This is a genomic window from Streptomyces sp. NPDC102406 (assembly GCF_044765725.1).
Lineage (GTDB): Bacteria > Actinomycetota > Actinomycetes > Streptomycetales > Streptomycetaceae > Streptomyces.
Window position 1 is genome coordinate 404,149 of the sequence record NZ_JBIWKP010000004.1, and the last position, 7,080, is coordinate 411,228.

The following is a 7,080-nucleotide window of genomic DNA, read 5'->3' on the forward strand; positions in this document are numbered from 1 at the left end:
CGAACGTATTCGCGCTGTCTTCGTCGTCAATTGTTTGGCCGTCTTGTGAGTTTCGGTCGGGCGGTCGCCGTGCGGCCGATCATGTTATCCGAGCGGTGCGGGCGGCCCCGGAATCCGAACCGGCGGCCGGTGGCGGGTCAGTGACCGGCGGTGAGGTTGCCGCTGAGCGTCTTGTGCAGATCGGCGCTCGGCCGGTTCAGGCCGACCATCTCGACGGTCTTGCCGCGCTGTGCGTACCGGGCCTCGACGGTGTCCAGGGCGGCGACCGAGGAAGCGTCCCAGATGTGCGTGCCGGAGAGGTCGATGACGACCTTGTCCGGGTCGCCGGCGTAGTCGAACCGGGTCACCAGCTCGTTGGCGGAGGCGAAGAAGAGCTGGCCGGTCACCGTGTAGACGACGTCGGTGCCGTCCGGGCCCGGCGCCGCGGTGACCTCGGCGAGGTGGGCGACGCGCCTGGCGAAGATGACCATGGCGGTGACCGACCCGGCGACGACGCCGACGGCGAGGTTCGAGGTGGCGACCACGAGGGCGACGGTGACGACCATGACGGTGATCTCGCCCGCGGGCATGCGGCGCAGGGTCCGGGGGGCGATGGAGTGCCAGTCGAACGTCGCGAAGCAGACCATCACCATGACCGCGACGAGCGCGGCCATCGGGATGCGGGAGACGACCGGCCCGAAGACGACGCACAGCACCATGAGGAAGGCGCCCGCCAGGAAGGTGGACAGGCGGGTGCGGGCGCCGGAGACCCGCACGTTGATCATGGTCTGGCCGATCATGGCGCAGCCGCCCATGCCGCCGAGGAATCCGGTGACGATGTTGGCGATGCCCTGGCCGATGGACTCGCGGGTCTTGTCGGAGGTCGTGTCGGTGATGTCGTCGACCAGTTGCGCGGTCATCAGCGACTCCATGAGCCCGACGAGGGCCATGGCGAGGGCGTACGGCGCGACGGTGGTGAGCGTGTCGAGGGTGAACGGCACGTCCGGCAGGCCGGGCACCGGCAGCGAGGAGGGCAGTTCGCCCTTGTCGCCGACGGTCGGCACGGCGATCCCGGCCGCGACGGTGATCACCGTGAGGACGACGATCGAGACCAGCGGCGCCGGGACGACGGTGGTGACCTTCGGGAAGAACACCATGAGGAGCAGACCGCCGACGATCAGCGGATACACGGCCCAGGGCACGTCCCGCATCTCGGGGATCTGCGCCATGAAGATCAGGATGGCGAGCGCGTTGACGAAGCCGACCATCACGGAGCGCGGCACGAACCGCATCAGCTTCGCGACACCCAGCGCCCCGAGAACGATCTGGAGGACCCCGGCCAGGATCACGGCGGCGACGAGGTAGCCGAAGCCGTGCTCGCGGTTGAGCGGGGCGATCACGAGCGCGACGGCCCCGGTGGCGGCGGAGATCATCGCGCGTCGGCCGCCGACCACCGAGATGGTCACGGCCATGGTGAAGGCGGCGAACAGACCGATCGCCGGATCGACTCCGGCGATGATCGAGAACGAGATCGCCTCGGGGATCAGGGCGAGTCCGACGACGAGTCCGGCGAGCACCTCGGTGCGCCACACCTTGGGGTCGGACAGCCAGTCGGGCTTGAGCCCGCGCAGGCGGGCGGCGGCGGAGAGCGCGGGAGAAGACAAGAAGACGTACCTGACGAGTCGGGCACACCGGACGAGTGAAGGGTGTGCTGATACAACTCTACCCTGACGTTACGGTAGAGATGGTCGCCCTGGTGGGCCGGGCCATGGACGAGGAGGGCGGGTCGCATGAGCGGCGAGCACATGCAGATCGGCGAGGTCGCCGCACGGACCGAGCTGTCGTTGCGCACGATCCGGCACTACGAGGAGACGGGCCTGGTCATCCCCTCGGCCCGCTCCCAGGGCGGCTTCCGCCTCTACACGGAGGCCGACGTCGCCCGCCTCATGGTGATCCGCCGCATGAAGCCGCTCGGCTTCACCCTCGACGAGATGCGCGAGCTGCTGGCCGCCACGGACCGCCTCGACGCCGGCGACGACCTCCCCGACGCCGAGCGCGACCGGCTCCTCGCCCGCGTCCGCGAGTTCCGGCACACCACCCGGGAACGGATCGCCGACCTGCGTACGCAACTGGCGCGCGCCCAGGAGTTCGCCGACACGCTCGCGCGCCGTCTGCCCGAGGGGCGATAGCCTGCTCGAATGACGGGCACTGGTGACGACGGCGACGGTCGGTGTGCGGCGGTGCTGATCGCCTCCTCCGCGGGAGGCGTGCGGGGGCTCAGCACGCTCCTGGGCGGGGTGGAGGCCACGCTGCCCGTGCCGGTGCTGGTGGCCCAGCACCTCAACCGGTCCCGTGAGACACACATCGTGGCCATCCTGTCGCGCTCCACGGAGCTGCCGGTCAAGCTCGCCGAGGACGGTGAGCACCCGCGGGCGGGGACCGTCTACATCGCTCCCCCGGACCGGCACCTGTGCGTACGAGCGGACGGCACGCTGTCGCTGACGCGCGAGGAGCGGGTCAACTTCGCCCGGCCGGCCGCCGATCCGCTCTTCGAGTCGGCGGCGCAGGCGCTCGGCCCGGTCATCGGCTGCGTCCTGACCGGCGCGGACAGCGACGGCGCCCGCGGCGTGCGGGCGGTCAAGGAGAAGGGCGGCACGGTCCTCGTGCAGGACCCCGAGACCGCCGACTTCCACGGCATGCCGAAAGCGGCGATCCGTACCGGGCAGGCGGACTTCGTGCTCCCCCTCACGGCGATCGGCCCTGCCATCACCCGGCTCGTGCGGGGGGACACCGGCGAAGTGGCCGCCCTCGCGGCCCGCCCGCCGGCGTAGCGTCGCCGTCAGGGGTGCGGGTGCCCCTGGTCGGGGTCGTCGTCGGGGGTCTGCCAGGTGGTGCCGCGCTGTGCCTCGTCGCTGCCGGGACGGGCGCCCGGGGCGGGCCTGGAGGGTTCGGTGCGGCGGGCCGCGCGACGCCGTCCGCTGACGAACATGGCGAGCAGGCCGAGAACGACGACGACGCCGACCACGAGGAAGACCAGCGAGCCTCCGCCCTCGGCGGCCAGAACGATGTGGCTGTGAGTGTGCATGGCGCTCCTGTACCCCGATCCACGCCGAAACCGCACAGACCAGCGAGGAAAGAATCCTCGCGAGATCTCCCGTTGATCGTTTCGAGTGGCCGCGAGGGGCTACCTGGCCGAGGGTGGAGAACACACCGAACACACCGAACACAGCAGCGTGTCCGCACGAGCTACGCGCCGGGAGACGTCCATGACCACAGCGGGTCCGAGCACCGGGCTCAAGAAGACTCTGACGACCCCGCTGCTCTACTTCTTCATCCTCGGCGACGTGCTGGGCGCGGGCGTCTACGTCCTCGTCGGCCAGGTCGCCGCCAAATCGGGTGGGGCCGTATGGGTGCCCCTGGTCCTGGCCCTCCTGCTGTCACTGCTGACAGCCACCTCGTACGCCGAACTCGCCACGAAGTACCCGAGGGCGGGCGGCGCCTCCCACTACGCGACGCTCGCCTACGGGCCGTTCGCCGGGTTCCTCGCCGGGTTCTGCATGCTGGCCGCCGGCATCGTCTCCGTGGCCGCGCTCGCCCGCGGGTTCGCAGGCGACTACCTGACCGCCTTCGTCAGCCTGCCCGTCGTCCTGGTGGCGGCCGTCTTCCTGGCCGCCCTGGCCCTCCTCAACGCGCGCGGCATCAGCGAGTCAACCCGGGCCAACGTCGCCGCGACCCTCATCGAGGTGGGCGGGCTGCTGCTCGTCGTCGGCCTCGGCGTATGGCTGTTCCTGCGCGGGGACGGTGACGCGAGCCGCCTCGTGCACCTCGGCACCGCCGACACGGGCGCCGTCGCCGGGGCGCTCAGCGGCACCGTGCTCGCGTACTACTCCTTCGTCGGCTTCGAGACGTCGGTCAATGTCGCCGAGGAGACCCGCGACCCGCGCCGCTCCTACCCGCGCGCCCTCTTCGGCGCCCTGATCACGGCGGGCGCCGTCTACGCCCTCGTCGGGATCGTCGCCTCGGCCGCCGTGCCCACCGACACCCTGGCGAACTCCAGCGGCCCGCTGCTCGAAGTGGTGAAGGAGGCGGGCGGGGTGCCGCCGAAGGTGTTCAGCGCCATCGCCCTCGTCGCCGTCGCCAACGGCGCGCTGCTCACCGGCATCATGAGCTCCCGCCTGGCCTACGGCATGGCGCGGGACGGTCTGCTGCCCCGGGTCCTGACCCGCGTACTGCCCCGGCGCGGTACCCCGTGGGCGGCCATCGGAGTGACGACCCTCGTCTCCTTCCTGCTGGCCCTCACCGGTGACGTGGAGACCCTCGCCTCCACGCTCGTACTGCTGCTGCTCGTGGTGTTCTTCCTCGTCAACACGGCCGTCCTGGTGCTTCGCCGGGACCGCGAGGCACCGCCCCACTTCCGGGCGTACACCGTGATCCCCGTGCTCGGCGCGGCCTCCTGCGTGGTGCTCGCCACCCAGGTCGAGGCCGCGGTGTGGGCGCGGGGGCTGATCATCCTCGCCATCGGCGTGGTGCTCGGCGCGATCGCCGCCGTGCACCGCCGGAAGGCGACGAGCTGACCGAACAGCCCCGTGCGTAACGGCGCGATGCGGGTACTCCTGTTCCGTCCGCTTCCCCGGCGGACCGCCGCGGCAGCGGAGCACACGACACAGCGCGACCGAAGGAGAAGAACCAGATGGACGACGGCCACCCCCTCAAGAACGCGGCGGAGAAGGTCAAGGAGACCGTCACCGGCGAAGCGGTCCCCCAGGGCCCCGAGGACGGCGTGCCCGGCAAGCCCGGCCCCGAGTCACCGACGTTCGACGAGCCCACCGAGGCGCGCGGGCCCCTGCCGCCCAAGGCCGACCAGAGCGGTCCGCGGCCCGTGAGCCCCACCGGGGCCCCCTCGCGCGACGACCAGGCGGCCGTCGCGCAGCGGGGCGAGTACCTCACCACCGCGCAGGGCGACCGCCTGTACGACACGGATCACTCGCTCAAGGCCGGTCCGCGCGGTCCTGTCCTGCTCCAGGACCACCACCTGCGGGAGAAGATCACCCACTTCGACCACGAGCGCATCCCGGAGCGCGTCGTCCACGCGCGCGGCGCCGCCGCCCACGGCGTGTTCCGCGGCTACGGCCGGGCGGCCAACGTCACCAAGGCCGCCTTCCTCCAGGAAGGCGTCGAGACCGAGGTCTTCGTCCGCTTCTCCACCGTCCTCGGTTCCCGCGGCTCGGCGGACACCGTCCGCGACACCCGGGGCTTCGCGACGAAGTTCTACACCACCGAGGGCACCTTCGACCTCGTCGGCAACAACATCCCGGTCTTCTTCATCCAGGACGCCATCAAGTTCCCCGACATCATCCACGCGGGCAAGCCGCACCCGGACCGGGAGATCCCGCAGGCGCAGAGCGCGCACGACACGTTCTGGGACTTCGTCACCCTGCACTCCGAGGCCACCCACCACACCCTGTGGAACATGTCGGACCGCGGCATCCCGCGCTCGTACCGGATGATGGAGGGCTTCGGCGTCCACACCTTCCGGCTGGAGAACGCGGCGGGCGAGACGACGCTGGTGAAGTTCCACTGGAAGCCGAAGCTCGGCGTGCACTCCCTCGTCTGGGAGGAGGCGCAGATCGCGGGCGGTGTCGACCCGGACTTCCACCGCCGGGACCTCGCCGACGCCATCGAGGCGGGCGCCTACCCCGAGTGGGAGCTGGGCATCCAGACGTTCCCCGACACCCCTGAGCAGATGTTCGAGGGCATCGATCTGCTCGACCCGACGAAGATCGTGCCGGAGGAGCTGGCGCCGGTGCAGCCCATCGGGCTGCTGACGCTCAACCGCAACCCCTCGAACTACTTCGCCGAGACCGAGCAGGTCGCCTTCCACGTCGGCCACCTCGTGCCCGGCATCGACGTCACCGACGACCCGCTGCTCCAGGGGCGGTTGTTCTCCTACCTGGACACGCAGATCAGCCGGCTCGGCGGGCCCAACTTCGCGCAGCTCCCCATCAACCGGCCGCACGCCCCCGTCAACGACATGCTGCGGGACGGCATGCACCAGACGGCCGTGCACCGCGGCGTCGCCCCCTACCGCCCCAACTCGCTCGACGGGGGCTGCCCGTTCACTGCCGGCGCCACCACCGGGGCGGACATCGAGGTGCCCGTCGAGCTGCCCGCCTCGCGCAAGGTCCGCGAGGCCCCCGCGACCTTCGACGACCACTTCAGCCAGGCGCGCCTCTTCTGGCTGAGCATGAGCCCGCCCGAGCGCGAGCACATCGTCGACGCCTACTCCTTCGAGCTCGGCAAGTGCTACGAGCAGGCGGTCAAGGAACGCGGTCTGCAGTCCCTCGCCAACATCGACACGGAGCTGTGCGAGCAGGTCGCCGCCGCGCTCGGGCTGCCCGCACCGCAGCCGACGGAACCGCTCAGGGACGCGACGCCCAGCCCGGCCCTCTCCCAGGTCGGCCAGGTCTGGCCGCTGGACGGACGGCTCATCGGCATCGTGACCGACGGCTCCGCCGACATCGACGGCGTACGCGCGGTCCGCCAGACCGTGCTGGACGCGGGCATGGTGCCGCTGATCGTCGCCCCGGCCGGCGGGAAGCTGGACGCGAGCGGCGAACCCATCGCCGTGCAGCGGACGTTCGCCACGGCGCGGTCCATCGAGTTCGACGCCCTCCTCGTGGTGGGTACGCCCGCCGCGGGCGCCGACGCCCTCCCGGCGCGGGACGCCAAGGCGAAGACGTCGGCCGCCGAACTCGACCCGCGGGTGCGGCTCCTGCTCGACGAGGCGTTCCGCCACGGCAAGGCCATCGGCGGCTGGGCGGGTGCCGAGGCGGCCCTCGAAGCGGCGGGCCTGCCGACCGGCGCCCCCGGGGTCGTCCTCGGTGACAGTGGTGCCGCGGTGCTCGACCAGATGCGGGAGCTGCTCGGCCGGCACCGCGTGTGGGAGCGGTTCGCCACCACCGTGTGACGGTCGCGACCGCGACCGGGCCCGGGGGGGGGGGGGGGGGGGGCCGGCGCGCGGGGCGGGGGGGGGGGGGGGGGCGGGCGCCCCCAAGGGATCGGCCCCCCGCCCGTGGCAGCCACGGGTAGTTTTAAGACCCC

6 protein-coding genes are annotated in these 7,080 nt (G+C 71.7%); 4 read left to right on the plus strand and 2 right to left on the minus strand.

From position 1 onward, the window contains the following. Window positions 1-137: 137 nt before the first annotated feature. Window positions 138-1,643, minus strand: coding sequence for a SulP family inorganic anion transporter (locus ACIRF8_RS19955; protein WP_404216652.1), 1,506 nt, complete (start codon window positions 1,641-1,643; stop codon window positions 138-140). A 126-nt stretch (window positions 1,644-1,769) separates the two neighbouring features. Here ACIRF8_RS19955 and ACIRF8_RS19960 point away from each other — a divergent pair, with 126 nt between their 5' ends. Together ACIRF8_RS19960 and ACIRF8_RS19965 are read left to right on the plus strand one after the other, a co-directional pair. After that, window positions 1,770-2,168 carry a MerR family transcriptional regulator gene (locus ACIRF8_RS19960; RefSeq protein WP_404216654.1) on the plus strand — a complete coding sequence of 133 codons (399 nt, stop codon included), beginning with the start codon at window positions 1,770-1,772 and terminating at the stop codon, window positions 2,166-2,168. Between the two features lie 9 nt (window positions 2,169-2,177). Beyond that, window positions 2,178-2,810 carry a chemotaxis protein CheB gene (locus tag ACIRF8_RS19965; protein WP_404216656.1) on the plus strand — a complete coding sequence of 211 codons (633 nt, stop codon included), beginning with the start codon at window positions 2,178-2,180 and terminating at the stop codon, window positions 2,808-2,810. 8 nt (window positions 2,811-2,818) lie between these two features. Here the strand turns inward: ACIRF8_RS19965 and ACIRF8_RS19970 are convergent, their stop codons facing one another. Next, window positions 2,819-3,064, minus strand: coding sequence for a DUF6479 family protein (locus ACIRF8_RS19970; RefSeq protein WP_404216658.1), 246 nt, complete (start codon window positions 3,062-3,064; stop codon window positions 2,819-2,821). Window positions 3,065-3,245: 181 nt separating this feature from the next. Between ACIRF8_RS19970 and ACIRF8_RS19975 the strand changes: the two genes are divergently transcribed. Together ACIRF8_RS19975 and ACIRF8_RS19980 are read left to right on the plus strand one after the other, a co-directional pair. After that, entirely contained in the window at window positions 3,246-4,553 is a 1,308-nt protein-coding gene (locus ACIRF8_RS19975; protein ID WP_404216660.1) for an APC family permease, read from the plus strand. 116 nt (window positions 4,554-4,669) lie between these two features. After that, window positions 4,670-6,946, plus strand: coding sequence for a catalase (locus ACIRF8_RS19980; protein ID WP_404216662.1), 2,277 nt, complete (start codon window positions 4,670-4,672; stop codon window positions 6,944-6,946). Window positions 6,947-7,080: the final 134 nt, after the last annotated feature.

Coding starts and splice junctions, on each gene's coding strand:
- ACIRF8_RS19965 (WP_404216656.1), top strand. CDS start 2,178: ATGACGGGCACTGGTGACGACGGCGACGGTCGGTGTGCGGCGGTGCTG.
- ACIRF8_RS19975 (WP_404216660.1), top strand. CDS start 3,246: ATGACCACAGCGGGTCCGAGCACCGGGCTCAAGAAGACTCTGACGACC.
- ACIRF8_RS19960 (WP_404216654.1), top strand. CDS start 1,770: ATGAGCGGCGAGCACATGCAGATCGGCGAGGTCGCCGCACGGACCGAG.
- ACIRF8_RS19980 (WP_404216662.1), top strand. CDS start 4,670: ATGGACGACGGCCACCCCCTCAAGAACGCGGCGGAGAAGGTCAAGGAG.
- ACIRF8_RS19970 (WP_404216658.1), bottom strand. CDS start 3,064: ATGCACACTCACAGCCACATCGTTCTGGCCGCCGAGGGCGGAGGCTCG.